Below are 26,107 nucleotides of genomic sequence, written 5' to 3' on the forward strand. Positions count from 1 at the left end.
CGACTCGTACTGGACGTACTTGCGCGGTCCGACAACGCCGCGAGGTGCCGTGCCGGGGGCCGCGACCCGGTGAACCTTTCCGGTCACAGCACTAGAGACGGGTCGGTGGGCTGTGGGGCGCCGCCAGGCGCCGGGCCGCAACGCCCACGGCCAATCAGGGCCGACGCCCGTCCGCGAGCCCCCGCTCGGAGTGCCGGACGGCGGACAGGCCCCCTCGTGGCGGGCACGGGCCGCCGTCAGGCGATGGGCCGCAACGTCCACGGGCATCGGGGCCGGGCACCCCCTCCGCGAGCCCACTCCAGGGGTGCCGGACCGCGGGCCGCTCGGGGGCCGGGGCGGCCGGAGTCGACGGGCACGGGGGCCGCGTAACGCCCCGGCCAGGGGTCAGGTGAGCTGGACCACCGCGCGGGCCATGCCCAGCACCTTCTGGCCCGCGCTCGTCACGGTCAGGTCGACCCGGACGCGGTTGTCGTCCAGCTTCGCGGCGACCTTCGCGGTGACCTCGATCAGCGCGCCCTGGTCGTCGTTCGGGACCACCACCGGCTTCGTGAAGCGGACCCCGTACTCGACGACCGCGGCCGGGTCGCCCGTCCAGTCGGTCACCACGCGGATCGCCTCGGCCATGGTGAACATGCCGTGCGCGATCACGTCGGGCAGCCCGACCCCCTTGGCGAACTTCTCGTTCCAGTGGATCGGGTTGAAGTCACCCGAGGCACCGGCGTACTGGACGAGCGTGGCGCGCGTCACGGGGAAGGACGCCGCCGGCAGCTCGGTGCCGACCTCGACGTCGGCGTACTGGATCTGCGCGGTCATCTCAGGCCTCCTCGGGGGCGCGGGACACGAGCTTGGTCCACGCCGTCACCACGTGCTCGCCGGACTCGTCGTGGACTTCACCGCGGATGTCGATGATGTCGTTGCCCGCCATGGACTTCACGGCCTCGATCGTGGAGGTCACGGACAGCCGGTCACCCGCCCGCACGGGGCGGACGTACGCGAACTTCTGGTCGCCGTGCACGACGCGGCTGTAGTCCAGACCCAGCTGCGGGTCCTGGATGACCTGGCCCGCCGCCTTGAAAGTGATGGCGAACACAAAAGTCGGCGGGGCGATCACATCCGGATGACCGAACGCCTTCGCGGCTTCGGGGTCGGTGTAGGCGGGATTTTCGTCACCCACCGCTACCGCGAATTCGCGGATCTTCTCCCGGCCGACCTCGTACGGCTCGGTGGGCGGGTACGTCCGCCCCACGAAGGTCTGGTCGAGGGCCATGGCTCACTACCTCCTGCTGAAGGAACATGATCTCGGGATGCCGCAAGGGCGGGGAAACGACACGAGGCCGCCCCCCATTGCAGGGGACGACCTCATGATTCGTGCCTATATACGAGACTTCGCCAGGATCAGCGGGTCTCGCGGTGCGCGGTGTGCGAGTTGCAACGCGGGCAGTGCTTCTTCATCTCAAGACGGTCCGGGTCGTTACGCCGGTTCTTCTTGGTGATGTAGTTCCGCTCCTTGCACTCCACGCAGGCCAGCGTGATCTTCGGGCGGACGTCGGTGGCAGCCACGTGAGTGCTCCTTGACGGAATATTGGACGGATGAACGCATAAAAGAGTAGCCGATCGGGAGACCGACCCCGCAATCGGCTACTGTGGGTAGCGGCGACCGGACTTGAACCGGTGACACAGCGATTATGAGCCGCTTGCTCTACCGACTGAGCTACGCCGCTTTGATGAGATCCGCCCCCCACCTGAGGGTAGGGAACCTCTCTCACCAGAGCCCCAATGCGGAATCGAACCGCAGACCTTCTCCTTACCATGGAGACGCTCTACCGACTGAGCTATTGGGGCGAGCGATGAAGACATTACACGGTTGCCTGCCGATCGCCCAAATCCTTTGCGGGAACAGGGCTCCGGAGGGGTCGGTGAGCCTTTCTTGATCAGCACGTCGGCGGCCACCGGCCCGTTTTCCGGCCCATTTGTGGGCGGGCTCACACCCACACGGCACTCCGGGGCCCCTCCGGACACTCCGCGTGACGGCGCACGCTCCGTGACGCATGAGCACCACACCGGTACGACTATTGCGCTCTTCCGCGAACCGGAGAGCCCCGCGCCCTAGGCTCTTGCCACGCTGCGTGATCTTGGGCCGCGGGCTGCGGCCACGGCACAGGAACCGCCCGAGCCACCGCAGGAGCGCGATGTTCGACAGCCAGCCGCAGCAGCCGCCCCGGCCGCCCCGCTCCCCGCGGAACCCGGCCGCAGGCGGTCCCGCCCGCAGCCCGGTCGGCGGCACGCCCCCCGAGGCCACCGGCCTGCTCCTCGCCGGGGCCCGGCTCACCGACGGCCGCACCGTCGACGTCCGGCTCAGCGGGGGCCGCATCCAGGCCGTCGGGACCGCGGGCAGCCTCCCCGCCCCGGCCCTGTCCCGCGTCGACCTGCGCGGCTACCTGCTGCTGCCCGCCCCCGCCGAGCCGCATGCCCACGGGGACACCGCCCTGACCGCCGACGTCGAGGGGCCCGTCTCGTACGCCCCCGACGAGGTGCAGCGCCGCGCCACCGAGGCGGCGCTGCTCCAGCTCGGCCACGGCGCCACCGCGGTGCGCTCCCACGTCCGGATCGGCGACGTGCACGGGCTGGGCCCCATGGAGGCGGTCCTCCAGGCCCGCCGCTCCCTGCGCGGGCTCACCGACCTGACCACCGTGGCCGTCCCCCGGCTGCTGACCGGGGTCGCCGGCGCGGACGGGCTCGCCATGCTGCGCGACGCCGTCAAGATGGGCGCCTCCGTGATCGGCGGCTGCCCCGACCTCGACCCCGATCCGACCGGCTTCCTGGAAGCGGTCCTCGAACTGGCCGCCGAGCACGGCTGCCCCGTCGACCTGCACACGGACGGTGACGATCCGGGCCGCCTCTCCCGGCTCGCGGCGATGGCGGGCGGTCTGCGGCCCGGGGTGACCATCGGTCCCTGCGGCGGACTGTCACGCCTCCCGCTGGACGTGGCCGCCCGGGCCGCCGACCAGCTCGCCGCGGCCGGGGTACGGGTGACCTGTCTGCCCCAGGGCGACTGCGCGGCCCTGGAACGCCGCGGCCTGCGCACCGCCCCCGTACGCCTCCTGCGCACCGCCGGGGTCCGTGTCGCGGCCGGGAGCGGGGCGCTGCGGGACGCGGGGAACCCGGTCGGGCGCGGCGACCCGCTCGAGGCCGCGTACCTGCTGGCCTCCCAGGGCGGGCTGCGGGCGGGCGAGGCGTACGCGTCGGTGAGCGCCGCCGCCCGCGAGGCCATGGGCCTGCCGGAGGTGCGGGTGGAGGCGGGGTTTCCGGCGGAGCTGCTCGCCGTGCGCGGGGAACGGATCGCCGGGGTGCTGTCGCTGGCGTACAGCCGGATCGTGATCCACCGGGGGCGCGTGGTAGCCCGTACGAGTGCCGTACGGGAGTACTGCGACTCGGCGGTCGCGGTGGCCCTGGACCTGCCCCGGCAGGGGCGTGCCGAGCCCGGACCGTGAGCGTTCGGCGGTCGTTCGCGGGCGTGGGCGCCCGGCTCGTCGTACGGTCGGGACATGCGCATCGTCATCGCGGGTGGACACGGTCAGATCGCGCTGCGGCTGGAGCGCCTGCTCTCCGCGCGCGGGTACGAGGTCGCGGGCATCATCCGTGACCTGGAACAGGGCGACGACCTCAGGGCGATGGGCGCCGAACCGGTGCTGTGCGACCTGGAGTCGGCCTCGGTCGAACACGTCGCGGGGATCCTGCAGGGCGCGGACGTGGCGGTGTTCGCCGCCGGCGCCGGCCCCGGCAGCACCGTCGGGCGCAAGGACACCGTGGACCGGGGCGCGGCGGTGCTGTTCGCCGACGCCGCCGAACGGGCCCGCGTACGCCGCTTCCTGATGGTCTCCTCGCTGGGCGCCGACGCCCACCGCGAGGGCCACGACGTCTTCGACGCCTATCTGCGGGCGAAGGGCGAGGCCGACGACCACGTCCGGACCCGGCTGGGCCTGGAGTGGACGATCCTCCGTCCCGGCACGCTGACCGACGAGCCCGGTACGGGGCTGGTCCACCTGGAGGCGCACGCGGGCGGCGGCTCGATCCCCCGCGACGACGTGGCCGCGGTGCTGGCCGAGCTGATCGAGACGCCGGCGACGGCCGGCCTGACCCTGGAGCTGGTCTCCGGCTCGATGCCGGTCACGGTGGCCGTCAAGGACATGGCGGGCAACTGAGTCCCGCCCCGCTCGCCGCCTTCCGCTGTTGCTGCTGTCCCGTCAGAACTCGACGCTGACCTTGTCGTCGGAGCGGCCGACCGAGTCCTGCTGGAACTGCCGCTCGTACGCCTGCCGGATCCGCTCGACCCGTACGCCGCGCGCCTCCGCCTCCTTCTCGGGGTAGAGCAGCACCACCTCGTACGAGGTCTCGCGGGCGATCGTGCCGTCCGCGCCCCGCCATTGGCCGTACCCGTCCTGGAGGGTGAGCCCCTCGGGGAAGGCGGGGGTGATCTCGCGGTCCAGGAACCGCATGAACTCCCCTTCCCCGACCGGCTCCCGGCCGTCGGTGCGCTGCGTGCCGAAGTACAGCCGGGTCTCCCGGTACGGCTCCCCCGCCGGGGTGTTCAGCGCGGCCCCCACCAGGGCCGGAATTCCGGCGCCGAGGAGGGCGATCAGCACGCCGCCCCCGACCTTGCCACGTGCGTCCGAAGTCCATGTCACGCCCCGTGAACGACCGGCCGCCCTCATCGGCACGCCGGAGGCGCCCGATAGGGTCACCCGGATTCGGCCGCAGGGGGCGGTCGCACGAGGACCGGGGTTGGGGCATGGGCGACGGGGACTGGCGCATCGGTGAGGCTGAGGGCGGCCGGCTCGCCGCCCGGTGGTGGAAGTGGGCCCTGTCCGCGCCGGACGACCGGAGCCCCGTGGGCGACACCACGGGGGCGTACGCGGGCTGGCGGCAGCCCGACGACCTGTGGTTCCTCGCCGGCAGCCACGGCGGACGGGTGGTGCGGCGCTGCCGCATCCCGGCGGGTCGGCGGGTCTTCTTCCCGGTCCTGAACACCCAGCGCCCGGCGGTGCCGTTCGTGACCAGGCCCTGGCGCCCGGAGGTGACCCGGGCCTCGGCGGCCCTGAACAGCACTCCCCTGGCCCTGGGCGAGTTCTCCTCGAAGCCCTTCCAGTCCATGGGGATACCGCGGATCGCCTGGGGCCTGTGGTGCGGCCTGGAGCCTCTCCCGGCGGGCCAGTTCGTGCTGGAGATCGACTCCGCCGCGACGAACGGCTTCTGGGTCGACACGACCTACCACCTGACGGTGACCGCCCCGGCGCGCTAGCGGGATGCACGGCGGGGCCGGGCGCGACATACGAAGAAACCCCCGTCCACTGCGCTTCCGCAGATGAACGGGGGTTCCACTCGCGTGGCGGCGCCAGGGTTCGAACCTGGGTAGGCTGAGCCGGCAGATTTACAGTCTGCTCCCTTTGGCCACTCGGGCACACCGCCATGATCTGCTGCCATTTTTTCCGCCTTACGGCGGCGCTCCCTGGCAACGACGTAAACGATACCCGATGACCGGGGGTGCTTCACCACCGGATTGATCAGCGCCGCAGGTGGGCGTGGTGGCTAGGCTTTGTGGCGCGGGCCGGGGATGTCCGGCCCGCGCCCCCCGGGGCACATCACAGCCGACTTCAAGGAGCCACAGCACATGGCCGACTCCAGTTTCGACATCGTCTCGAAGGTCGAGCGGCAGGAGGTCGACAACGCCCTCAACCAGTCCGCGAAGGAGCTCTCGCAGCGCTACGACTTCAAGGGCACCGGCGCGTCGATCGCCTGGTCCGGCGACAAGATCCTGATGGAGGCGAACTCCGAGGAGCGCGTCAAGGCCGTCCTGGACGTGTTCGAGACCAAGCTGGTCAAGCGCGGGATCTCGCTGAAGGCGCTGGACGCCGGTGAGCCGCAGCTGTCCGGCAAGGAGTACAAGATCTTCGCGACGATCGAGGAAGGCATCTCCCAGGAGAACGCCAAGAAGGTCGCCAAGATCATCCGTGACGAGGGCCCCAAGGGCGTCAAGGCCCAGGTCCAGGGCGAGGAGCTGCGCGTCAGCTCCAAGAACCGCGACGACCTCCAGGCCGTCCAGGCGCTCCTCAAGGGCAAGGACCTGGATTTCGCGATCCAGTTCGTGAACTACCGCTGATCAGCGTCTGCGACGTCGCTGAGCCGCGCATACGCCACTGAGCGGACCCGAGGGGCACTACGGGGCAGAGCGCCGGGGAAGATCCCGGCAGGCGCCCGCGTCGTGCCCTTCGCCGTCGGCGCCCGGTGGGGTGTGTGCTGGCGTGAGCGGCGCACGCTCCTCCCCGGGCCCCTTGTGGTCGCTAGGCGTGCATGGATGGGCCCAGCACGCTGGGTGTCATCCATCACCGCGTGACAGGGGGTTTCCGCATGCCCGGGGCCGGCAGTTTCCGTGAAGACTTCGGGGCGTCCGTCGTCGTCGCGCTGGTCGCGCTCCCGCTCTGTGTGGGGGTGGCCGTCGCCTCCGGCGTGCCGGCCGAGCTGGGCATCGTCACCGGGGTGGTCGGCGGTCTGGTGACCGGCTGGTTCCGGGGAAGCTCACTCCAGGTCAGCGGGCCGGCGGCGGGGCTGACCGTGCTCGTCTACGAGGCCGTGCGGTCCTACGGGCTACCCGCGCTCGGGGTGCTGGTGCTCGCCGCCGGGCTGGTCCAGCTGGGCATGGGGGTGCTGCGGCTCGGTCGGTGGTTCCGGGCGATCTCCGTCGCCGTCGTCCACGGGATGCTCGCCGGGATCGGACTCGTGCTGATCGCCGGGCAGCTCTACGCCCTGGGCGGCGTCCCGGCCCCCGGGCAGACCCTCGCCAAGCTGGGCGGGATCCAGGGGCTCGGATCACAGGCCGACTGGGCCGCCGTGGCACTGGGCGCCGGGACCATCGCCGTCCTGGCGGCCTGGCGCCGGATGCCGGCCCGGGTACGGCTCGTACCGGGGGCGCTCGTCGCGGTGGGGGCCGCCACCGCCGTGGCCGCGCTGCTGCGGCTGCCCGTCGAGAAGGTCCGGGTGACGGGGGTGCTGGAGGCCGTGGCCCCGCCCGGCTGGGGCGACTTCGGGGTGCTGGCCTCCGCAGGGGCCGTGGGGACCGTGATCGCACTCGCGCTGATCGCCTCGGCCGAGACCCTGTTCAGCGCGGCCGCCGTCGACCGGATGCACGACGGGCCGAGGACGGAGTACGACCAGGAACTCATCGCCCAGGGCGTCGGCAACAGCCTCTGCGGCCTGCTGGGCGCGCTGCCGATGACCGCCGTCATCGTGCGCAGCGCCGCGAACGTCGAGGCGGGGGCCCGCACCCGGGCGGCCCGCGTGATGCACGGGGCCTGGCTGCTGCTCTTCGCGGTGGCCTTCCCCCGGGTACTGGAGATCGTCCCGCTCGCCGCGCTCGCCGGGGTGCTGCTGCACGCGGGCTGGAAGCTGCTGCCCGCGCGTGCGGTGGCCACGCTGTGGCGGACCCATCGGGGCGAGGCGGTGGTGCTGGTGGCGACGGCCTCGGCGATCGTGGCCACCAGTCTCTTCGAGGGAGTGCTGATCGGGCTGGGCCTGGCCATCGCCAAGGCGGCCTGGGAGACCTCCCACGTCCACATCGAGGAGGTCTGGGAGGGCGAGGAGCTGCGGGTGCGGATCGTCGGCAACGCCAGCTTCCTGCGGCTTCCCAAGCTGCTGGACTCCCTCGACGCGCTGCCGCACGGGCCGTCCGTACACCTCGACCTCAGCGGGCTGCGGCATCTCGACCACGCCTGTCTGACCGCCCTGGAGGGCTGGGAACGCAAGCGGACACCGCTGCCCGGCCGGGAGGGCGTCATCTAGCCGGGCTACCCTCCGCCCGTGGACAACCAGTTGAAGCGCACCTTGGGCGTGTCCGACGCCGTCGTCGTCGGGCTCGGCGCCATGGTCGGCGCCGGCATCTTCGCCGCCCTCGCCCCGGCCGCCCGCGCGGCGGGCGGCGCCCTGCTCGCCGCCCTGGCGGTGGCGGCCGTCGTCGCCTACTGCAACGCGCATTCCTCGGCGCGGCTCGCCGCCGTCCATCCGTCCTCCGGCGGGACCTACGTGTACGGGCGCGAGCGGCTCGGTCCCTTCTGGGGGTACCTGGCGGGCTGGGGGTTCGTGATCGGCAAGACCGCCTCCTGTGCGGCGATGGCGCTGACCGTCGGGGCGTACGTCTGGCCCGGGCAACAGCACGCCGTGGCCGTCGCGTCCGTGGTGGCGCTGACCGCCGCGAGCTACGGCGGAGTGCAGAAGTCCGCCCGGATCGCCCGGTTGATCGTGGCGGCGGTGCTGGCGGTGCTGGCCGCGGTCGTGGTGGTGTGCCTGAGCTCCGACGCGTCCGAAGCGGGCCGGCTGGGCGGTTCGGACTGGGGCGCTGTCGGGCTGTTGCAGGGCGCCGGGCTGCTGTTCTTCGCCTTCGCGGGCTACGCCCGGATCACCACCCTGGGCGAGGAGGTGCGCGATCCGGAGCGCACGATCCCGCGCGCGGTGCCGATCGCGCTGGGGATCGCCCTGCTGGCGTACGCCGCCGTGGCCGTGGCGGTGCTGTCGGTGCTCGGCACCGACGCTCTGGCGGGGTCCGCGGCCCCGCTGGCCGACGCGGTGCGCGCGGCCGGATGGCCCGGACTGGCCCCCGTCGTCCGGGTGGGCGCGGCGCTGGCCGCGCTGGGCTCCCTGCTGGCCCTCGTACTCGGGGTCTCGCGCACGACCCTGGCGATGGCCCGGGACGGCCATCTCCCGCGCGTGCTGGCCGCCGTACATCCCCGGCGTCAGGTGCCGCACCATGCGGAGCTGGCAGTGGGTGCGGTGGTGGCGGTGCTCGCGGCCACCGCTGATCTGCGGGGCGCGATCGGTTTCTCGTCCTTCGGCGTGCTCGTCTACTACGCGATCGCGAATGCTTCCGCGTGGACTCTCGATTCAGCTCTCAAGGGCCGGGCCGTGGCAGCGGTCGGGCTGTCCGGCTGTGTGGTGCTGGCGTGCGCACTGCCCGTCGCGTCGGCGGTCGCGGGGGCGGCGGTGCTGATGGTGGGGGCGCTGGCGTACGGACTCCGGCGGCGGCTCAGGTCCGGGGTCTGAGCTGGGCGACGTGCTCCGGCAACTGCTCGGTCTCGTTCATGTGTTCATGGTGACCCACGCCACTGACAATCACCCTGACCTGCGCATATCGGTACGGCGTGCAGTGGGCGGCTGCCGTCAGCGAGAGGCGAACGGGGCGTCCGTGGGGACGATTTCGCGGCCCAGGGGAAGCAGGGAGAGCGGGACCATCTTGAAGTTGGCGATGCCGAACGGGATGCCGATGATCGTGACGCAGAGCGCGATGCCGGTGAAGATGTGGCCCAGGGCCAGCCACCAGCCCGCCAGGAGCAGCCACAGGACGTTTCCGACAAAGGACGGTGCGCCCGCGTCGCGCCGTTCGACCGTGGTGTAGCCGAAGGGCCAGAGGGCGTAGACCGCGATGCGGAAGGCCGCTATGCCGAAGGGGATGCCGATGATCGTGATGCAGAGGATCAGCCCTGCCAGGCAGTAGCCGAGGAACAGCCAGATCCCGCTGAGCACGAGCCAAATGACGTTGAGGATGGTCTTCACCGGCTGTGTCCTGCCATCTTTTCGAGCCGGGCGATGCGCTCGGCCATCGGGGGATGTGTCGAGAACATCCTGGACATTCCTTCGCCGGGGCGGAAGGGGTTGGCGATCATCATATGACTCGCCGTCTCCAGACGTGGTTCGGCCGGCAGCGGCAGCTGCTTGGTACCCGCGTCCAGTTTGCGCAGGGCGCTGGCCAGGGCGAGGGGGTCGCCGGTCAGCTGCGCTCCGGAGGCGTCGGCCTCGTACTCGCGCGAGCGGCTGATGGCCAGCTGGATCACGGACGCGGCCAGCGGGCCGAGGATCATGATGAGGAGCATCCCGAAGAGGCCGGGGCCCTCGTCATCGCTGGACCGGCCGACCGGTATGAGCCAGGCGAAGTTCACCAGGAACATGATCACGGAGGCCAGGGCTCCGGCGACCGACGAGATCAGGATGTCGCGGTTGTAGACGTGGCTCAGCTCGTGTCCGATGACCCCGCGCAGCTCGCGCTCGTCGAGGATGCGCAGGATGCCTTCGGTGCAGCAGACCGCGGCGTTGCGCGGGTTGCGGCCGGTGGCGAAGGCGTTCGGGGCCTCGGTCGGGGAGATGTAGAGCCGTGGCATGGGCTGGCGTGCGGAAGTGGAGAGCTCGCGGACCATGCGGTAGAGCCGGGGCGCCTCGAATTCGCTGACGGGGCGGGCGCGCATCGCGCGTAGAGCCAGCTTGTCGCTGTTCCAGTACGCGTACGCGTTCGTCCCCAGGGCGATGAGAACGGCGACGATCAGGCCGCCACGCCCGAAGAAGCTCCCGATGACGATGATGAGTGCGGACAGCCCGCCGAGGAGTACGGCGGTCTTCAGCCCGTTGTGCCGGCGGTGCACGGTGCGCCCTCCTAGTGGTGCGGCGGGGGGACCCGTCCAGGATCTGTGGATCTGAGGGTCTTCGGTCCAGTGGACCGTCCCTTCCTGGTCAACGCCAGGTGAGGGCGCCTGGTTCCCCGGGGCCGGGCCCCAGGGCGCGGCCGGGCCGCCGTCCCCGTGCCTCGGCGGGGGGACGGCGGCGGGCGTTGCTCCGTACGGGTGAGCGCGCGGGGGCTACTGCGGGAACAGGCTGCCCGCGGCGAAGCGCAGGACCAGCTGGGGAGCGCCCGAGAGGACGAGGGCGGTCACGCCGGTGAGGACGATCGCGACCGTGACCGGCCCGGGGGCCTTCGCAGGAGCCGCTGCCACTTCCTCCGCCGCGCCTCGCGGCACGCGGAACAGCAGCGCCGTCCAACGCAGGTAGTAGTAGAGGGCGATGACGACGTTGACCGCCATGACCACGGCCAGCCAGCCCAGGCCCGCGTCCACGGCCGACCGGAAGACGGCGACCTTGGCGAAGAGGCCGACGATGCCCGGTGGCAGACCGGCCAGGCAGAGCAGGAAGAAGGCCAGCGAGAGGGCCGCCAGCGGGCGCTCGGCGTACAGGCCGCGGTAGTCGCTGATCCGGTGCAGGGGCTTCGTACGGGCGACCAGCGCGGCCACGGCGAAGGCGCCGAGGTTCACGGCGGCGTACATCAGCGCGTACGCGACGGTGGTGCCGATCTGGTCGCGGTCGGAGTACGCGGCCGCCGCGATCGGCACGAGCAGGAAGCCGGCCTGGCCGACGGAGGACCAGGCGAGGAGGCGTACGGCGCTGTTCGGGCGGTCCGCGGACTGGCGCAGGGCGGCGGCGTTGCCGAGCGTCATGGTCAGGGCGGCGAGCACGGCCAGGGCCGGGCCCCAGATGTCGGAGTACGCCGGGAAGGCGATCACCGTGACGAGGATGAGGCCGGTGAAGCCGACGGCCTTGCCGATCACCGAGAGGTAGCCCGCGATGGGCAGCGGGGCGCCCACGTAGGTGTCCGGGACCCAGAAGTGGAAGGGGACGGCCGCGGTCTTGAAGGCGAAGCCGACGAGGGTGAGGGCGACGCCCGCCATGGCGAGGGTGTCGAGCTGTGCGGGGACGTCGTCGAGGCGGTCGGCGATCTGGCTGAGGTGCAGGGAGCCGGTGGCGGCGTAGACGAAGCTGACGCCGAGGAGCGAGACGGCGGTGGCGGTGACCGAGGACAGGAAGAACTTGAGGGCGGCCTCGGAGGAGAGCCGGTCGCCGCGCCGCATGCCGACGAGGGCGAAGGCGGGCAGCGAGGCGACTTCCAGGGCGACGATCAGGGTCGCGAGGTCCCGGGAGGCGGGCAGCAGGGCCGCGCCGGCGGCGGACGAGAGCAGCAGGAACCAGTATTCGCCGGCCGGCATGCGGGTGTCGCGGATGGCGGTGACCGACAGCAGGGCGGTGACCAGGGCGCCGGCCAGGACCAGGAACTGCACGACCAGCGTGAAGTGGTCGGCGGTGTAGCTGCAGGCGGCCGGGTCGCCGGTGAGGCAGAAGGTGGTCCGGTCGCCCGCGCGCAGCGGCAGCAGGGTGGCGGTCGCGACGGCCAGGCCGGCCACGGAGACCCAGCCGAGGAGCGGTTTGCGGCGCTCCGGTACGAAGAGGTCGGCGACCAGGACGAGCAGGGCGACGACGGCGGTGACGACCACGGGCGCGATCGCGAGCCAGTCGACGGTCTGGACCAGGCTGGGGGTCTCGGCGGAGAGGACCGTCAAGGCCGTCATGAGTTGCCTCCTGCGAGGAGCTTCTGGACGGCCGGGTCGGTGAGGCCGAGGAGGACCGCGGGCCACAGGCCGGCGAGGACGGTGAGGGCGACGAGCGGGGTCCAGGCGGCGAACTCGTAGCGCTGGACGTCCGCGAGGGAGACCTCGGGGCCGGCCTTCGGGTCGCCCATGCAGACGCGCCGTACGACGACCAGCAGGTAGGCGGCGGTCAGCAGGGTGCCGAAGGCGCCGAAGGCCAGGTAGGTGAGGAAGGCCGGGCGGGACAGGCCCTCGGCCGGGTCGAACGCGCCGAACAGGGCCAGCATCTCGCCCCAGAAGCCGGCCAGGCCGGGAAGGCCGAGGGAGGCGACGGCGGCGAAGGCGAGGAGCGCGCCGAGGCGGGGGGCGCGGCCGTACAGGGCGGCGCCGGTGGCCCCGGCGAGCGTGTCGAGGTCGCTGCTGCCGTAGCGGTCCTTGAGGGCGCCGACCAGGAAGAAGAGGAGGCCGGTGATCAGGCCGTGGGCGATGTTGGCGAAGAGCGCGCCGTTGACCCCGGTGGGGGTCATGGTCGCGATGCCGAGCAGGACGAAGCCCATGTGGCCGACGGACGAGTAGGCGATGAGGCGCTTGAGGTCGCCCTTGCCGCCCTTGCGGGCCAGCGCGAGGCAGGCCAGGGACCCGTAGACGATGCCGACGGTGGCGAAGGCGCCGAGGTACGGGGCGAAGGTGTGCATGCCGTCGGGAGTGATGGGGAGCAGGATGCGGACGAACCCGTACGTGCCCATCTTCAGCATGACGCCCGCGAGCAGCACGGAGCCGACGGTGGGGGCGGCGGTGTGGGCGTCCGGGAGCCAGCTGTGCAGCGGCCACATCGGGGTCTTCACGGCGAGGCCGATGCCGATGGCGAGGACGGCCAGGAGCTGGGTGGTGTGGGACAGTTCGCGGCCGTTGTCAGAGGCGAGTGCCACCATGTCGAAGGTGCCGCTGTCCAGTCCGATCAGCAGCAGTCCGAGGAGCATGACCACGGAGCCGAGGAGGGTGTAGAGGATGAACTTCCAGGCGGCGGCCTGCCGCTGAGCGCCGCCCCAGCGGGCGATGAGGAAGTACATCGGGATGAGGACCATCTCGAAGGCGAGGAAGAAGAGCAGCAGGTCGAGGACGGCGAAGGTCGCGAGGGTGCCGGACTCGAGTACGAGGAGCAGCGCGACGAAGGCCTTCGGGGAGGGGCCGTCGGGAAGCTTGTAGTAGCTGTACACCGCGCAGAGGAAGAACAGCAGCGCGGTCATCAGGAGGAGGGGGAGCGAGATGCCGTCGACGCCGAGGTGGATCCGGATGTTCAGCGCCTGGATCCAGCTGATGTCCGTCGTCGCCTGGAAGCGGGCGGGGGCGTCGTGGTCGAAGCCCAGGGTGAGGGCGATCGCCGCGGCGAGGATGACGCCGGTCACGGTCACGCCGTGGCGCAGCACGGCCTGTTCGGGGCTGCGGCCCTTGAGCCCGGGCGGGGCGGGCAGGAGGGCCGCGACGGCCCCGAGGAGCGGTGCGGCCACGATGAACGCCAGAAGGAACTGCATCACGGACGGGCTGATATCAATCACGGCTGACTCACGGCTCACGATCCGGCGTTGACGTTGGCGAGGACGGCGGTGGCGATCGCCAGGACCACGGCGCCGGCGAGCAGGGCGCTCAGGTAGCTCTGCACGTTGCCGGTCTGGGCGCGGCGTACGAGGCTGCCGAGCAGCCGGGGGCCGGTGCCCGCGCCGCGGACGTACGTGTCCACGACCTCGCGGTCGAGGAAGCGGACCAGGCTCGCGGCGGCCCGGACGGGGCGGACGAAGAGCCGGTCGTAGACGGCGTCGAGGTGGAAGCCGTCGGCCGCGTGGCGGTGGAGCGGGCCGAGGAGCGCCGGGCCGGGGTCGGGGGCGGGTCCGGACGGGACGGCGGGGTGATCGTGGGTCACCTCGGCCACCTCGGGGGTCTCGGCGGCGGATTCGGCGGCGGCGACGGACGCGGACACCGGCACCGAGGACCCGGTCCGGGTGGTCCCGATCACGGCTCCGGCGGCGGTCTTGGCGGTGGCGCGCTGCCAGAGGGCGTAGGTGAGCATCCCGCCGATGAGCGCGGCACCGGTACCGAGAACGGAGGTGGCCAGGGACGGGGTGAGTTCCTTGCCGTCGAACCAGTCGGCGAGGGGACCGGCGGCGAGGCCGAAGGCGATCGAGGGGACCGCCAGCAGCCACAGCACGCCGGTCATGGCGACGGGCTCCTTGCCGTGGTCGGGGGCGGCGGCGCCCCGGCCGCGGAAGGCCATCAGCCAGAGCCGGGTGGCGTAGGCGGCGGTGAGCAGGGCGGTCAGCACGCCGGCGACCAGCACCACCCAGCCGGCCGCGCTGGGCGCGAAGTCCGAGTGGCCGCCTGCTGTGTGCTCGGCGGCGACGAGGACGGCTTCCTTGGAGAAGAAGCCGGCGAAGGGCGGGATGGCGGCGAGCGCGAGGAGCGCGATCGTCATCGTCCAGAAGGCGTCGGGGATGCGCTTGGACAGGCCGTCCATCCGGGACATGGCGGCGAGGGAGTTCGTACCGGCGGCGTGGATGATCACGCCGGCGCCGAGGAAGAGGAGCGCCTTGAACGCGCCGTGGGACAGGAGGTGGAAGACGGCGGCGCCGCGGTCGCCGACGGCCAGGGCGCCGGTCATGTAGCCGAGCTGGCCGACCGTGGAGTAGGCGAGCACGCGCTTGATGTCGTCCTGGGCCAGGGCGGCGAGGGCCGAGCCGACCATGGTGACGGCTGCCATGACGGCCATGACCACCAGGGCGACCTGCGAGGCCGCGAAGACGGGGAGGAGGCGGGCGACGAAGTAGACGCCGGCGGCGACCATCGTCGCGGCGTGGATCAGCGCCGAGACCGGGGTCGGGCCCGCCATGGCGTCGGGGAGCCAGGTGTGCAGCGGGAACTGCGCGGACTTGCCCGCGACGCCGGCGAGCAGGAGCAGCGCGATCAGCGTCGGGTGGTCGAGACCGCCCGCGGCGACGGTGTCGAGGATCTTGGTGATGCGGAAGGAGCCGGCGTCGGCGGCGAGCGCGAACAGGCCGATGAGGAAGGGGACGTCGCCGAGCTTGGTGACGAGGAAGGCCTTCAGGGAGGCGGAGCGGGCCGCCTCGGTCTCCCAGTAGTGGCCGACCAGGAAGTACGAGCAGATGCCCATGATCTCCCAGCCGACCAGCAGCACCATCAGGTCGCCGGAGTAGACGACGAGCAGCATGGCGGAGGTGAACAGGGACACCAGCGCGGCATAGGACGGGTAGCGCGGGTCCTCGCGCAGGTACGCCGTCGAGTAGAGCTGTACGCAGGTGGCGACGACGCCGACCAGGACGGCGACCAGGACGGCGAAGCCGTCCAGGTGGAGCGAGAGCTCGATCGGTACGGAGCCGGTCGGCGTCAGTTCGGTCGCGGTGTCGATCGCCTCGCCGCCCCCGTGGCCGACGGCTACGAGCACGGCCAGGAAGGCGGCGGCCAGGGTCGGCAGGACCGCGAGCGGCCGGACGAAGCCGGGCGCGGTGCGGCCCAGCAGCAGCCCCGCGATCGCGCCCAGGAAGGGGAGGAGGGGGACGAGGACCGCGAGGGTCGTGGTGCTCACGCGGCGACCTCCGGCCGGTCGGTGATGTCGTCGGGCAGGCCGGGCTCGTGGCTCTCGGCGGTGTCGCGCAGCTTGTCGACGTCCGAGGTGCCCCGGTTGCGGTACACCATCAGCACGATCGCGAGGCCGATGCCGATCTCGGCGGCGGCGATGGCGATCGTGAAGAGGGTGAGGGCCTGGCCGGCGTGCAGGGCGTCGCGCAGCCAGACGTCGAAGGCCACCAGGTTGAGGTTGACGGCGTTGAGCATCAGCTCGACGGACATCAGGACCAGGATGGCGTTGCGGCGGGCGAGCACCCCGTAGAGGCCGGTGGCGAACAGGAGCGCCGCCAGTACGGCGGGGTAGGCGAGATGCATCAGCGCTGCCCCTTCTTGTCGCCGGCGGGAGCCTTCTTGGCGGCGGCGGCAGCGGCGGCTGCATCGGCGGCATCGGCGGCGTCTTCCGCCGGGGTGTTGCGGCGGGAGAGCACGATGGCGCCGATCAGGGCTGCGAGGAGGAGGACGGAGAGCGCCTCGAAGGGCAGCACCCAGTGCTGGAAGAGGATCTCGCCGGAGACCTTGGTGGAGCCCTGGACGGGGCCGTCGAGGTCGATCCAGGTGGTGCGGAAGGCGTCGACGACGACCCAGACGAGCGCGGCGCCCGCGGCGCCCGCGACGCCGAGGGCGACCCAGCGGTTGTTCGAGTCGGCGTCCGGGGAACGGCCGATGGGGGCCCTGGTGAGCATCAAGCCGAAGAGGAGGAGGACGACGACGGAGCCGAGGTAGATCAGTACCTGGACCCAGGCGATGAACTCCGCGGTCAGCAGCAGGTACTCGACGGCGATGCCGCCGAGCGTGACGACCAGCCAGAGGGCGGCGTGCACGAGCTGCTTGGTGGTGACCGTGACGAGGGCCGCGCCGAGGGTGGCGAGGCCGACGAGGACGAAGGCGATCTCGACGCCGGTCGGCGAGAGGAACCCCTGGCCCGCGGCGGCGGCCAGGGGTGAGGGGGCGGCGGCTGCGATGCTCACGCGTCTGCCTCCGGGGTGGTCGGGGGCAGGTGGGCGGCGGCAGCGGCCTTCTCCACCGCCTTGCGGGCGGCGGCGACTTCCTTGGGCTCCTCCGCGGCCGGGTCCAGGGCGGGCGGGGCCGGGACGGTCCACATCCACTCGCGCAGCTTGTCGCGCTCGTGGGTGAGCTCGTGGATGTCGGTCTCCGCGTACTCGAACTCCGGCGACCAGAAGAGCGCGTCGAAGGGGCACACCTCGATGCAGATGCCGCAGTACATGCAGAGGGAGAAGTCGATGGCGAAGCGGTCGAGGACGTTACGGCTGCGCTCGCGACCGCCGGGGGTGGACGCCGGCACCGTCTCCTTGTGGGAGTCGATGTAGATGCACCAGTCGGGGCACTCGCGGGCGCACAGCATGCAGACCGTGCAGTTCTCCTCGAACAGGCCGATGACCCCGCGGCTGCGGGGCGGGAGCTCGGGCTGTGCGTCGGGGTACTGGGCGGTGTGCGCGCGCTTGGTCATCGTGCGCAGGGTGACGGCCAGGCCCTTGGCCAGGCCGGATCCGGGAATGGGCATCAGTTCATCGCCACCTTCACGATGCCGGTGAGCGCGATCTGGGCGAGCGCGAGGGGGATGAGTACGGTCCAGGCGAGCTTCTGGAGCTGGTCCTCGCGCAGCCGCGGGTAGCTCACGCGGAGCCAGATCACGACGAAGGCGAGGACGGCGACCTTGAGGAGGGTCCAGACCCAGTCCAGGTCCTCGCCGCCGAAGGGGCCGTGCCAGCCGCCGAGGAAGAGGACGGTGGTGAGGGCGCAGAGGACGACGATCCCGGCGTACTCGGCGAGCAGGAACAGCGCGAAGCGCAGGCCGGTGTACTCGGTGTACGCGCCGAAGATGATCTCGGAGTCGGCGACGGGCATGTCGAAGGGGGGCCGCTGGAGTTCGGCGAGGCCGGCGGTGAAGAAGACGAGCGCGCCGACGATCTGCCAGGGCAGCCACCACCACTGGAAGGCCTCGACGATGCCGGGGAGGGAGACCGTGCCGGCCGCCATCGCGACGGAGGCAGCCGTGAGCAGCATGGGGAGCTCGTACGCGAGCAGCTGGGCGGCGGTGCGCAGGCCGCCGAGCAGGGAGAACTTGTTGGCGGAGGCCCAGCCGGCCATCAGCGAGCCGAGGACTCCGACGCCCATGACGGCGAGCGCGAAGAAGACACCGGCGTCGATGACCTGGCCGACCGCGCCGCCGCCCGCGCCGATGGGGATGGCGAGGAGCACGAGGAGGTAGGGCAGCAGCGCGACGGCGGGGGCGAGCTGGAAGATCCGCCGGTCGGCGTTGGCCGGGACGATGTCTTCCTTCTGCGCGAACTTCACGCCGTCGGCGACGAGCTGGGCCCAGCCGTGGAAGCCGCCGGCGTACATGGGGCCGAGGCGGCCCTGCATGTGCGCCATCACCTTGTGCTCGGTCTGCCCGATGACGAGCGGGAGCACGAGGAAGACGGCGAAGACGACGATCAGTCGCAGGGCGACGTCGAGGACATCGTTCACGCGTCGCCTCCGGTGGTGTCGGTATCGGGGTCAGGGTCGGTGTTGGGATCGGGGTCAGGGTCGGTGTCGGGCTTGGGCTTGGGCCGGGGCCGGGGCTCGGGAGCCGGCTCGGGCTCCTCGAAGGCGGGCTTCGGGTCGTGCCAGGGCGCGTCCGCGCTGCGCGGGGGAGCCTCCGGCTCCGGTGCGGTGGTCCCGTTTCCGGGACCGGCCGGGGCCGGGGTCGCCTGGCTCGCCGAGCCGTCGGCGACGGAGCGGGTACGGGGCGGGCGCGCCGGGGTGTCGGCCGGAGCGGGGGCCGCCTGGCTCGCCGAGCCGTCGGCTGCGGGTGGGGCGTCCGCCGGAAGCGCCGCACCGGACGGTTCCGGCGGCGCCGGCCGGCTCGCCGAGCCTTCCGGGGCCGGGCCTGTAGGACGGGCCGGGGGCGCCTGGCTCGCGGAGCCCTCCGACACCGAGCGGGTGCGGCCCGGCGGGCGCGCGGCGTCCGTGGGGGCCGGGGCGGTCGGAGCGGTCGGGGCCGACGAGGCGTCGGCCGTGTTCGCCGCGGGTGCGGCCTCCGCCGCCGGGGCCGCCTGGCTCGCCGAGCCCTCCGACACCGAGCGGGTGCGGCGCGGCGGGCGCGCGGCGTCCGTGGGGGTGGCGTCCGGCGTCGGGGCGGTCTCGGTCGCGGAGTCCTCCGGGACCGGGCGGGGGCGGCGGGTCGGGGCGGCGCCGGCTGCGCGGGGGGTGCGGGCCGGGCGGGTGGGGGCCGGGGGCAGCTGGCCCTTCATCGGGCCCCAGTCGTTCGGGTCCGGCACGCCCGGCGGCAGCATCTGGCGGCGCTTGGGTCCCTCGGGGTCGGCGCCCTCGCCCGGCTCCTTGGCACCGGGCCAGGCCTTGGCGACGCGCGCCGCCAGGACGAAGTCCTTGCGCAGCGGGTGCCCCTCGAAGTTCTCCGGGAGCAGCAGCGGGACCAGGTTGGGGTGGTCGGTGAAGACCACGCCGAACATCTCGAAGGTCTCCCGCTCGTGCCACGCCGCGCCCGCGTAGACCGCGACCGCCGACGGCAGGGAGGGGGAGGCGTGCGGGACCGTCGTACGCAGCAGGAGGCGGCGTACGCGGTGGTTCTCCAGCGAGACGACGTGCGCGCAGATCCGGAAGCCGGTGCCCGGCTCGTCGACCGCGCTCAGCCAGTCGAAGTAGGTGCAGGCCAGCTTGTCGCGGGCGATCTCCAGGGCCGGGATCCAGGAGCCGACGGGCACGTCGACCGTAAGGACGTCGTACGCGTACGTGCCCACGGCCTCGGCGCCGAAGATCGCCGGGGCCCCGTCGGGGAGGGAGTCGTAGAGGTTCACGCGTCGGCCCCCGGCCGGACGGCGGTGGCGGCTGCGGGCGGGGGCGTGACCAGGCCGCTGGTGAGCTGGGACACGGAGGGCGTGGCCGCGTAGCGCTCCGCGAGCGACTCGCGAGCGATCTTCTCCTGCAGCTTGAGGATTCCCTGGAGGAGCGCCTCCGGGCGCGGCGGGCAGCCGGGCACGTAGACGTCGACCGGGATGATCTGGTCGACGCCCTTCGTGACCGAGTACGAGTCCCAGTACGGCCCGCCGCAGTTGGAGCACGCGCCGAAGGAGATGACGTACTTCGGCTCGGGCATCTGCTCGTAGAGCCGCTTCACGGCGGGGGCCATCTTGTCCGTCACCGTGCCCGAGACGATCATCAGGTCGGCCTGGCGCGGTCCGGGCGCGAAGGGGATCACGCCGAGGCGGATGAAGTCGTGCCGGGCCATCGACGCGGCGATGAACTCGATCGCGCAGCAGGCGAGGCCGAAGTTGAAGACCCACAGGCTGTAGCGGCGGCCCCAGTTGAGGACCACCTTCATGGGCTCCGGGGCCAGGCGGGAGAGCACGCCGAGCCGCCTGGGCTCCGGGAGCGGAACACTCTCGGTCGGTGTCGCAGCCGGTGTCGCAGCGGAGGTCACAGCCGAGGTCACAGCCGGTGTCACGTCCATTCGAGGACGCCCTTCTTGTACGCATAGAGCAGGCCGACGGCCAGGAAACCCAGGAAGATGAACATCTCCACCAGCGTCGTGGCGCCGTAACCGGCGGCGGCGAACACGGTCGCCCACGGGAACAGGAAGATCGAGTCGACGGCGAAGATGACGTAGAGGAAGGCGTAGACGTAGTAGCGGACCTGGGTGTGTGCCCAGCCCTCACCTACAGGATCCACCCCGCACTCGTAAGTCAGAAGCTTTTCGGGGGTCGGAACCACGGGCCGCAGCAGGCGTCCGGCGCCGAAGGCCACGGCGACGAAGAGCACGCCGAGGACGGCGAGCAGGCCGACGACCGAATAGCTCCGGAAATAGTCGGCTGCGAGCACGGTTGCGGTCGATACCGTTGGGTCGGGCACGTCCGTTCCTCGCTCCTTGGCCACTGTCGACGATCTGTTGTGTCTGGTACGGACGGGAGTCTAGGGCCTGGGCCACACAGGGTGGGGTTATCCCCCGTTCACTGGCGCCTGGCTGCCCCATGGCATCGGCAGGGCGAGGTTGGCAGGCTGTCCCGCATGACTGCGAACGATCAGCCCTCCGCTCCTCCCCCGGTACGCCCCGCCTTCGACGCGGCGACGTGGAAGGAGATCGCGTACCTGCTGAGCAATCTGCCGGTGGCGCTGATCGGATTTGTTTACGCGGTTGTCATGGTTTCGACGGCGGGTGGTCTGTCTGTGACCGCGATCGGACTGCCGCTGCTCGCCTGCGGTCTCTACGGGGCGCGGCAGTTCGGCAAGATCGACCGCGCGCGTGCGCGCGCCCTGCTGGGCGTACGGGTGAACGAGCCGACCCCGATCCCCGGGCCCAAGCGGTCCGGCGGGTTCTTCCCGTGGCTGTGGACGAGCATCAAGGACCCGGTGGGCTGGCGGACCGTGCTCTACGAGCTGGTCCGGCTGCCGTGGGGGGTACTGACCTTCACCGTCGCTCTGACGGGTCTGTTCGTGCTGTGGCCCGTACTGCCCTACGTGGTACGCGGCCTGGCGAACGTGGACCGGGCGATGGTACGGGGCCTGCTGTCGCCCTCCGACGAGCTGGAGCGGCGGATCGCCGAGCTGGAATCCGGGCGGGGTGTCGTCGTCGACACGGCGGCCGCGGACCTGCGGCGCATCGAACGGGATCTCCACGACGGGGCCCAGGCACGGCTGGTGGCGCTGGCGATGGGGCTGGGCCTGGCCAAGGAGAAGCTGCTGGAGGACCCCGAGGGGGCGGCGGTGATGGTCGAGGAGGCGCACGGGGAAGTGAAGCTGGCGTTGCGGGAACTGCGGGACCTGGCGCGGGGCATCCACCCGGCCGTCCTGACGGACCGGGGGCTGGACGCGGCACTGTCGTCGGTGGCTTCGCGGTGCGTGGTGCCGGTGAAGGTGGCCGTGGATCTGCCGGCGCGGCCGGCGGAGGCGATCGAGGGCATCGCGTACTTCGTGGTGTCGGAGCTGCTGCAGAACGTGAGCAAGCACGCGGGGGCGCGGGGCGCGAGCGTCGAGGTGTGGCGGGCGGGGCCGCGGCTGCTGATCCGGGTCTCGGACGACGGGCGGGGCGGGGCGCGGCTGTCCGGGGGGACCGGGTTGGCCGGGCTCGCGGAGCGGCTGGGGGCGGTGGACGGGGTGGTCGTGGTGGATTCCCCGGAGGGGGAGGGGACGGTGGTGACGGCGGAGCTGCCGTGGCGCCCTCGCGCTGGCCGCTCTTGATACGGGACCCCGTCCGGGGTGGCAGGGCTCGGTGGTGGCCTGCGGGCCGCTTCCCGGGGCTCCGCCCCGGACCCCGCGCCTCAAACTCCCCCGGCTACCTCCCCCAGACTCCGTCCGGGGGGACCCCTCGGAGGTGCCCCCTGGCGAGGCTGAAAAGGGCCGGGAGCGGCTCGGCCCCGGGGTGGGGATAACCCCCCGGCGGAGAGGCCGACTCGCCGCATGGTTTCGGGAGGGGGGCGGCAGGAGGGTTGAGGGGTCAAGGGATGTCAGGGAAGGGCGGGTCCGGATCATGGGCAACGGCATGGACGCGGGGCGGGGTGTCGGCGGGGTGTTGCGGGCGCCCGTGGCGGCGCGGACCTGGCGGGAGTTCGGGTACCTGCTGCTCGGGCTGCCGCTGAGCACCCTGTACTTCTCGCTCGCCGTCACCGGCGTGAGCCTCGGCGCCGGGCTGCTCGTCACCTTCCTCGGGATCCCGGTCCTGGCCGGGGTGCTCGCGATGTGCCGGGGCTTCGGGCAGGTGGAGCGGGCGCGGGTGCGCGGTCTGCTCCGGGTGCCGCTCGCCGACCCGGCGCCCGTCAGGGCTCAGAAGAGCGGGGCGCTCGCCGCCATGGGGGCGCTGCTCAAGAGCGGCAGCGCCTGGCGGCACGTGCTGTACTCGGTGATCCACTTCCCGTGGGCGGTGTTCGCCTTCTGCGTGGCCGTGGTGTTCTGGTCGTACGGGTGGGGCTTCCTGCTCTACCCGCTGTGGTTCTGGGTCTTCCCCGCCTTCACCCACCAGCCGGGCCTCCAGCTGTTCCAGAACGACGACTACTCCTTCTACCTCGACGACCCCCTGACCATCACCGCCACCTTCCTGCTCGGGCTGGCCCTCACCCTCGCCACGCCCTGGGTCTTCCGCGCTCTGACCACCGTCGACCGGGTCCTCGTCGGCGCGTTGCTCGGCCCGTCCCGGCTCGACAGCCGCGTCAGCGAGCTGGAGTCCGATCGCGGGGTGGTCGTGGACACCGCGGCCGCCGACCTGCGGCGCATCGAGCGGGACCTGCACGACGGGGCCCAGGCCCGCCTGGCGGCGCTCGCCATGGACCTGGGGCTGGCGAAGGAGAAGATGACCGAGGACCCGCGGGCCGCCGCCCACATGGTGGACGAGGCCCACGGGGAGGTGAAGGTCGCCCTCCAGGAGCTGCGCGACCTCGCCCGCGGGATCCACCCGGCGGTCCTCACCGACCGCGGCCTGGACGCGGCGCTGTCCTCCGTGGCCTCGCGGTGTGCCGTTCCGGTGCGGGTGGCGGTGGATCTGCCGACCCGCCCGGCGGACGCGATCGAGGGGATCGCGTACTTCACCGTCTCCGAGCTGCTCCAGAACGTCAGCAAGCACGCTCGGGCCCGTACCGCGAGCGTCGACGTGTGGCGCTCCGGCGAGCGGCTGCTGATCCAGGTCGCCGACGACGGCCGGGGTGGGGCGAGCGCCGGTTCGGGGACCGGGACCGGGGGCGGCAGCGGGCTGGCCGGGCTGGCGGAGCGGGTGGACGCCGTGGACGGGTTGCTGATCGTGGACTCCGCCCCCGGGCACGGCACGACGGTCACGGCGGAGCTGCCCTGGCGCGACCGCCCGTAGGCCCGCGCCCGCAGCCCGCCGCCCGCCGCCCGCCGCCCGCCGCCCGCCGCCCGCCGGAAACTCCCCCGTACGCCCACGTGTTCGTCCGCACCGGCCGTGATCCCGTCTCCGCCCTGGGATGCTTGGCCGTGCCAGGCACACCAGGTGCACCCGGCTACGGGCGTGCGGTGCGGATGACGAGTGGACGCGGGAGCTGCTGAAACGTGGAAGACAGGGTACGGGTGGTCATCGCCGAGGATTCGGTGCTGCTGCGGGAGGGCCTGACCCGGCTGCTGACCGACCGGGGGCATGACGTCGTGGCCGGCGTCGGGGACGCGGAAGCCCTGATCAAGACGGTGGCGGAGCTGGCGGCCGAGGACGCGCTGCCGGATGTGGTGGTGGCCGATGTGCGGATGCCGCCGACGCACACCGACGAAGGCGTACGAGCCGCCGTACGGCTGCGCCGCGAGTACCCCGGGATCGGGGTCCTCGTGCTGTCGCAGTACGTGGAGGAGCAGTACGCCACCGAACTGCTGGCCGGTTCCAGCACGGGGGTGGGCTACCTGCTCAAGGACCGGGTGGCCGAGGTGCGGGAGTTCCTGGACGCCGTGGTGCGCGTGGCCCGGGGCGGTACCGCGCTGGACCCCGAGGTCGTCGCCCAGCTGCTGGGGCGCAGCCGGAAGCAGGACGTCCTGGCGGGTCTGACGCCGCGCGAGCGCGAGGTGCTGGGCCTGATGGCCGAAGGACGGACCAATTCCGCCGTGGCCAAGCAGCTCGTGGTGAGTGACGGGGCCGTGGAGAAGCACGTCAGCAATATCTTCATGAAGCTGGGCCTGTCCCCGAGTGAAGGGGATCACCGGCGCGTACTGGCGGTTCTCACCTATCTGAAGTCCTGATCAACTAACCCCCTGTCAGGTAAAAAGGGTGGTGGGTGGCGGGCTCCGCACCAGCGGGGCTCCGCCGCCACTACCGGGGGGTTTGGAGAATGTCACATAGCGCACGAATTCTGTCGGACAGGCCGTCTTCGAAGGCGGTCCACCACATGGGCGACCCAGGGACGGAAAACCTCACAGTCGTAGGGTTGAACTTGGGAGCGAACGCCCACGCCTCGAAGGAGGTCCAGTTCAGTGACCAGCCAGGTCAGTAGCCCGGCCGAGCAGGCCGACGGGTCCGGAGAGGCCATCGGCGGCCAGCGCGTCGCGCCTCGGCCCGAGGGTGCGGGCAAGGAAATCCGCCGCGTCGACCGCGTGATCATCCGTTTCGCGGGTGACTCGGGTGACGGTATGCAGCTGACGGGTGACCGTTTCACGTCGGAGACGGCGTCCTTCGGCAACGACCTCTCGACGCTGCCGAACTTCCCGGCCGAGATCCGGGCGCCTGCCGGCACGCTGCCGGGTGTGTCCTCGTTCCAGCTGCATTTCGCGGACCACGACATCCTGACGCCCGGGGACGCTCCGAACGTGCTGGTGGCGATGAATCCGGCGGCGCTGAAGGCGAATATCGCGGATATGCCGCGCGGCGCGGAGATCATCGTCAATACGGACGAGTTCACGAAGCGTCCGATGGCGAAGGTCGGCTACGAGACCTCCCCGCTGGAGGACGGCTCGCTGGACGCGTACAGCATTCACCGGGTGCCGTTGACGACGCTGACGGTGGAGGCGCTGAAGGATTTCGGGCTGTCGCGCAAGGAGGCCGAGCGCAGCAAGAACATGTTCGCGCTGGGTCTGCTGTCGTGGATGTACCACCGTCCGACGGAGGGTACGGAGAGTTTCCTGCGGCGGAAGTTCGCGAAGAAGCCCCAGATCGCGGAGGCGAACATCGTCGCGTTCCGGGCGGGCTGGAACTTCGGCGAGACGACGGAGGACTTCGCGGTCTCCTACGAGGTCGCGCCGGCCACGAGCGCGTTCCCGGCGGGGACCTACCGCAACATCTCGGGGAACCTGGCGCTGTCGTACGGGCTGATCGCGGCGGGCCGGCAGGCGGATCTGCCGCTCTACCTGGGCTCGTACCCGATCACCCCGGCCTCGGACATCCTGCACGAGCTGTCGAAGCACAAGAACTTCGGCGTGCGGACCTTCCAGGCGGAGGACGAGATCGCCGGGATCGGCGCGGCCCTGGGCGCGGCCTTCGGCGGCTCGCTGGCCGTGACGACGACCTCGGGGCCCGGTGTGGCGCTGAAGTCGGAGACCATCGGCCTGGCGGTCTCGCTGGAGCTGCCGCTGCTGGTCGTGGACATCCAGCGCGGCGGCCCCTCGACCGGTCTGCCGACCAAGACCGAGCAGGCCGACCTCCTCCAGGCCATGTTCGGCCGCAACGGCGAAGCCCCCGTCCCCATCGTCGCCCCCCGCACCCCGGCCGACTGCTTCGACGCCGCGCTCGACGCCGCCCGTATCGCACTCACCTACCGGACACCGGTGTTCCTGCTCTCCGACGGCTACCTCGCCAACGGCTC

26 protein-coding genes and 3 tRNA genes are annotated in these 26,107 nt (G+C 72.0%); 10 read left to right on the forward strand and 19 right to left on the reverse strand.

The genetic code is table 11. The annotated features are described in order from the left end of the window. Positions 1–384: 384 nt before the first annotated feature. From ACWDYJ_RS31480 to ACWDYJ_RS31500, 5 genes are all read right to left on the reverse strand, one after another. On the reverse strand, positions 385–813 hold the full coding sequence (locus ACWDYJ_RS31480; RefSeq protein ID WP_451569008.1) for a MaoC family dehydratase: 429 nt from the start codon (positions 811–813) through the stop codon (positions 385–387). Between the two features lies 1 nt (position 814). Continuing rightward, a complete protein-coding gene (locus tag ACWDYJ_RS31485; protein WP_451569009.1) occupies positions 815–1,267 on the reverse strand; it encodes an FAS1-like dehydratase domain-containing protein in 453 nt (150 codons plus the stop codon). 128 nt (positions 1,268–1,395) lie between these two features. Next, the gene (gene rpmG / locus ACWDYJ_RS31490) at positions 1,396–1,560 is read right to left on the reverse strand and encodes a 50S ribosomal protein L33 (protein ID WP_006604855.1); all 165 of its coding nucleotides are present in this window, start codon (positions 1,558–1,560) and stop codon (positions 1,396–1,398) included. A gap of 88 nt (positions 1,561–1,648) precedes the next feature. After that, positions 1,649–1,721: transfer RNA gene (locus tag ACWDYJ_RS31495), tRNA-Met, on the reverse strand. A gap of 48 nt (positions 1,722–1,769) precedes the next feature. Continuing rightward, positions 1,770–1,842 (reverse strand) — tRNA-Thr (locus ACWDYJ_RS31500). A gap of 347 nt (positions 1,843–2,189) precedes the next feature. Here ACWDYJ_RS31500 and ACWDYJ_RS31505 point away from each other — a divergent pair. Both ACWDYJ_RS31505 and ACWDYJ_RS31510 read left to right on the forward strand, forming a co-directional pair. Further along, positions 2,190–3,491, forward strand: coding sequence for an amidohydrolase family protein (locus tag ACWDYJ_RS31505; RefSeq protein ID WP_451569010.1), 1,302 nt, complete (start codon positions 2,190–2,192; stop codon positions 3,489–3,491). A gap of 54 nt (positions 3,492–3,545) precedes the next feature. Continuing rightward, positions 3,546–4,202, forward strand: a complete 657-nt coding sequence (locus ACWDYJ_RS31510; protein ID WP_451569011.1) for an SDR family oxidoreductase — start codon at positions 3,546–3,548, stop codon at positions 4,200–4,202. A 42-nt stretch (positions 4,203–4,244) separates the two neighbouring features. On the opposite strand, the gene ACWDYJ_RS31515 is transcribed toward ACWDYJ_RS31510, so the two are convergent. Next, positions 4,245–4,643 carry a DUF3574 domain-containing protein gene (locus tag ACWDYJ_RS31515; protein WP_451569012.1) on the reverse strand — a complete coding sequence of 133 codons (399 nt, stop codon included), beginning with the start codon at positions 4,641–4,643 and terminating at the stop codon, positions 4,245–4,247. A gap of 146 nt (positions 4,644–4,789) precedes the next feature. Here ACWDYJ_RS31515 and ACWDYJ_RS31520 point away from each other — a divergent pair, with 146 nt between their 5' ends. Next, positions 4,790–5,299 carry a hypothetical protein gene (locus tag ACWDYJ_RS31520; protein ID WP_451569013.1) on the forward strand — a complete coding sequence of 170 codons (510 nt, stop codon included), beginning with the start codon at positions 4,790–4,792 and terminating at the stop codon, positions 5,297–5,299. A gap of 85 nt (positions 5,300–5,384) precedes the next feature. Here ACWDYJ_RS31520 and ACWDYJ_RS31525 read toward each other — a convergent pair. Continuing rightward, a tRNA-Tyr gene (locus tag ACWDYJ_RS31525) sits at positions 5,385–5,466 on the reverse strand. Between the two features lie 202 nt (positions 5,467–5,668). Here ACWDYJ_RS31525 and ACWDYJ_RS31530 point away from each other — a divergent pair. The 3 genes from ACWDYJ_RS31530 (at position 5,669) to ACWDYJ_RS31540 (ending at position 9,087) form a co-directional block, all read left to right on the forward strand. Next, entirely contained in the window at positions 5,669–6,157 is a 489-nt protein-coding gene (locus tag ACWDYJ_RS31530; protein WP_451569014.1) for a YajQ family cyclic di-GMP-binding protein, read from the forward strand. 248 nt (positions 6,158–6,405) lie between these two features. Beyond that, positions 6,406–7,833, forward strand: a complete 1,428-nt coding sequence (locus tag ACWDYJ_RS31535) for a SulP family inorganic anion transporter (RefSeq protein WP_451569028.1) — start codon at positions 6,406–6,408, stop codon at positions 7,831–7,833. Between the two features lie 18 nt (positions 7,834–7,851). Beyond that, positions 7,852–9,087 (forward strand): APC family permease, encoded by a 1,236-nt coding sequence (locus tag ACWDYJ_RS31540; protein ID WP_451569015.1) that lies wholly within the window; start codon positions 7,852–7,854, stop codon positions 9,085–9,087. Between the two features lie 117 nt (positions 9,088–9,204). On the opposite strand, the gene ACWDYJ_RS31545 is transcribed toward ACWDYJ_RS31540, so the two are convergent. From ACWDYJ_RS31545 to ACWDYJ_RS31600, 12 genes are all read right to left on the reverse strand, one after another. After that, complete coding sequence (locus ACWDYJ_RS31545; RefSeq protein WP_451569016.1) at positions 9,205–9,597, reverse strand: YccF domain-containing protein; 393 nt, start codon at positions 9,595–9,597, stop codon at positions 9,205–9,207. After that, complete coding sequence (htpX, locus tag ACWDYJ_RS31550) at positions 9,594–10,457, reverse strand: zinc metalloprotease HtpX (RefSeq protein WP_451569017.1); 864 nt, start codon at positions 10,455–10,457, stop codon at positions 9,594–9,596. Before htpX ends, ACWDYJ_RS31545 begins: the two co-directional genes overlap by 4 nt. A gap of 213 nt (positions 10,458–10,670) precedes the next feature. After that, on the reverse strand, positions 10,671–12,209 hold the full coding sequence (locus ACWDYJ_RS31555) for an NADH-quinone oxidoreductase subunit N (protein WP_451569018.1): 1,539 nt from the start codon (positions 12,207–12,209) through the stop codon (positions 10,671–10,673). After that, positions 12,206–13,759 carry a complex I subunit 4 family protein gene (locus ACWDYJ_RS31560; protein ID WP_451569029.1) on the reverse strand — a complete coding sequence of 518 codons (1,554 nt, stop codon included), beginning with the start codon at positions 13,757–13,759 and terminating at the stop codon, positions 12,206–12,208. The genes ACWDYJ_RS31555 and ACWDYJ_RS31560 overlap by 4 nt, the downstream gene beginning before the upstream one ends. Before the next feature lie 38 nt (positions 13,760–13,797). Beyond that, positions 13,798–15,822 carry an NADH-quinone oxidoreductase subunit 5 family protein gene (locus ACWDYJ_RS31565; protein WP_451569019.1) on the reverse strand — a complete coding sequence of 675 codons (2,025 nt, stop codon included), beginning with the start codon at positions 15,820–15,822 and terminating at the stop codon, positions 13,798–13,800. Then, positions 15,819–16,178: an NADH-quinone oxidoreductase subunit NuoK gene (gene nuoK / locus ACWDYJ_RS31570; RefSeq protein ID WP_451569020.1), complete on the reverse strand. Its 360-nt coding sequence runs from the start codon at positions 16,176–16,178 to the stop codon at positions 15,819–15,821. The genes ACWDYJ_RS31565 and nuoK overlap by 4 nt, the downstream gene beginning before the upstream one ends. Continuing rightward, complete coding sequence (locus tag ACWDYJ_RS31575; RefSeq protein WP_451569030.1) at positions 16,178–16,825, reverse strand: NADH-quinone oxidoreductase subunit J family protein; 648 nt, start codon at positions 16,823–16,825, stop codon at positions 16,178–16,180. Before ACWDYJ_RS31575 ends, nuoK begins: the two co-directional genes overlap by 1 nt. 2 nt (positions 16,826–16,827) lie before the next feature. Then, positions 16,828–17,388, reverse strand: a complete 561-nt coding sequence (locus tag ACWDYJ_RS31580; RefSeq protein WP_451569031.1) for a NuoI/complex I 23 kDa subunit family protein — start codon at positions 17,386–17,388, stop codon at positions 16,828–16,830. Continuing rightward, the gene (locus ACWDYJ_RS31585; RefSeq protein WP_451569021.1) at positions 17,385–18,353 is read right to left on the reverse strand and encodes a complex I subunit 1/NuoH family protein; all 969 of its coding nucleotides are present in this window, start codon (positions 18,351–18,353) and stop codon (positions 17,385–17,387) included. Before ACWDYJ_RS31585 ends, ACWDYJ_RS31580 begins: the two co-directional genes overlap by 4 nt. Next, the gene (locus ACWDYJ_RS31590) at positions 18,350–19,684 is read right to left on the reverse strand and encodes an NADH-quinone oxidoreductase subunit C (protein WP_451569022.1); all 1,335 of its coding nucleotides are present in this window, start codon (positions 19,682–19,684) and stop codon (positions 18,350–18,352) included. Before ACWDYJ_RS31590 ends, ACWDYJ_RS31585 begins: the two co-directional genes overlap by 4 nt. After that, on the reverse strand, positions 19,681–20,337 hold the full coding sequence (locus tag ACWDYJ_RS31595; RefSeq protein WP_451569023.1) for an NADH-quinone oxidoreductase subunit B: 657 nt from the start codon (positions 20,335–20,337) through the stop codon (positions 19,681–19,683). Before ACWDYJ_RS31595 ends, ACWDYJ_RS31590 begins: the two co-directional genes overlap by 4 nt. Beyond that, a complete protein-coding gene (locus ACWDYJ_RS31600; protein ID WP_401452257.1) occupies positions 20,328–20,735 on the reverse strand; it encodes an NADH-quinone oxidoreductase subunit A in 408 nt (135 codons plus the stop codon). The genes ACWDYJ_RS31595 and ACWDYJ_RS31600 overlap by 10 nt, the downstream gene beginning before the upstream one ends. A 156-nt stretch (positions 20,736–20,891) precedes the next feature. Here ACWDYJ_RS31600 and ACWDYJ_RS31605 point away from each other — a divergent pair, with 156 nt between their 5' ends. From ACWDYJ_RS31605 to ACWDYJ_RS31620, 4 genes are all read left to right on the forward strand, one after another. Further along, positions 20,892–22,061 (forward strand): sensor histidine kinase, encoded by a 1,170-nt coding sequence (locus tag ACWDYJ_RS31605; RefSeq protein WP_451569024.1) that lies wholly within the window; start codon positions 20,892–20,894, stop codon positions 22,059–22,061. A 289-nt stretch (positions 22,062–22,350) separates the two neighbouring features. Continuing rightward, the gene (locus ACWDYJ_RS31610; RefSeq protein ID WP_451569025.1) at positions 22,351–23,676 is read left to right on the forward strand and encodes a sensor histidine kinase; all 1,326 of its coding nucleotides are present in this window, start codon (positions 22,351–22,353) and stop codon (positions 23,674–23,676) included. Between the two features lie 203 nt (positions 23,677–23,879). Further along, a complete protein-coding gene (locus tag ACWDYJ_RS31615; protein WP_451569026.1) occupies positions 23,880–24,551 on the forward strand; it encodes a response regulator transcription factor in 672 nt (223 codons plus the stop codon). A 231-nt stretch (positions 24,552–24,782) separates the two neighbouring features. Next, positions 24,783–26,107: 2-oxoacid:acceptor oxidoreductase family protein (locus tag ACWDYJ_RS31620; RefSeq protein ID WP_451569027.1), on the forward strand; the 1,325-nt coding region annotated here is incomplete at its 3' end.

This window comes from Streptomyces sp. NPDC003042 (assembly GCF_053591315.1).

Coding starts and splice junctions, on each gene's coding strand:
- ACWDYJ_RS31595 (WP_451569023.1), bottom strand. CDS start 20,337: ATGGACGTGACACCGGCTGTGACCTCGGCTGTGACCTCCGCTGCGACA.
- nuoK (WP_451569020.1), bottom strand. CDS start 16,178: ATGCATCTCGCCTACCCCGCCGTACTGGCGGCGCTCCTGTTCGCCACC.
- ACWDYJ_RS31480 (WP_451569008.1), bottom strand. CDS start 813: ATGACCGCGCAGATCCAGTACGCCGACGTCGAGGTCGGCACCGAGCTG.
- ACWDYJ_RS31505 (WP_451569010.1), top strand. CDS start 2,190: ATGTTCGACAGCCAGCCGCAGCAGCCGCCCCGGCCGCCCCGCTCCCCG.
- ACWDYJ_RS31535 (WP_451569028.1), top strand. CDS start 6,406: ATGCCCGGGGCCGGCAGTTTCCGTGAAGACTTCGGGGCGTCCGTCGTC.
- ACWDYJ_RS31560 (WP_451569029.1), bottom strand. CDS start 13,759: ATGCAGTTCCTTCTGGCGTTCATCGTGGCCGCACCGCTCCTCGGGGCC.
- ACWDYJ_RS31555 (WP_451569018.1), bottom strand. CDS start 12,209: ATGACGGCCTTGACGGTCCTCTCCGCCGAGACCCCCAGCCTGGTCCAG.
- ACWDYJ_RS31530 (WP_451569014.1), top strand. CDS start 5,669: ATGGCCGACTCCAGTTTCGACATCGTCTCGAAGGTCGAGCGGCAGGAG.
- ACWDYJ_RS31610 (WP_451569025.1), top strand. CDS start 22,351: ATGGGCAACGGCATGGACGCGGGGCGGGGTGTCGGCGGGGTGTTGCGG.
- ACWDYJ_RS31520 (WP_451569013.1), top strand. CDS start 4,790: ATGGGCGACGGGGACTGGCGCATCGGTGAGGCTGAGGGCGGCCGGCTC.
- ACWDYJ_RS31605 (WP_451569024.1), top strand. CDS start 20,892: ATGACTGCGAACGATCAGCCCTCCGCTCCTCCCCCGGTACGCCCCGCC.
- ACWDYJ_RS31510 (WP_451569011.1), top strand. CDS start 3,546: ATGCGCATCGTCATCGCGGGTGGACACGGTCAGATCGCGCTGCGGCTG.
- ACWDYJ_RS31485 (WP_451569009.1), bottom strand. CDS start 1,267: ATGGCCCTCGACCAGACCTTCGTGGGGCGGACGTACCCGCCCACCGAG.